Source organism: Hydrogenovibrio sp. 3SP14C1, from assembly GCF_029625905.1.
GTDB lineage: Bacteria > Pseudomonadota > Gammaproteobacteria > Thiomicrospirales > Thiomicrospiraceae > Hydrogenovibrio.
Genome location: NZ_JARTLM010000061.1, coordinates 1 through 281, shown reverse-complemented (window position 1 = coordinate 281; position 281 = coordinate 1). Strand labels below are relative to the sequence as shown.

Sequence of the window (281 nt, the reverse complement as noted above, 5' to 3'; positions counted from 1 at the left end):
CGGCTACCACGGGCCGACGTCCGTCGGCGGAAGCATAAGCGTAACATGACTGAGATAATTAGTTTACGACAAGGCGGCGAGAATGGGCAGACGGCGGGGGAATTATCGGAATAGCGCCGCCGCTGGCGATCGGCGGCGGCGGGGTCAGGCTCAGCGGCGGTTGCGCACCAGCTGATAACGGCGGGTCAGGTACTCTACCGGCGCACTCCAGATATGCACCAGGCGGCAGAACGGGAACAGCACGAACAGCGTCATGCCCAGCACCATGTGCAGTTTGAAGA

General features: G+C 61.9%; 1 protein-coding gene. It reads right to left on the bottom strand.

Annotated features, from left to right (window positions below; translation table 11 throughout):
• Positions 1 to 150 precede the first annotated feature (150 nt).
• Entirely contained in the window at positions 151 to 267 is a 117-nt protein-coding gene (locus P8629_RS11635; protein WP_278166289.1) for a respiratory nitrate reductase subunit gamma, read from the bottom strand.
• Positions 268 to 281 lie beyond the last annotated feature (14 nt).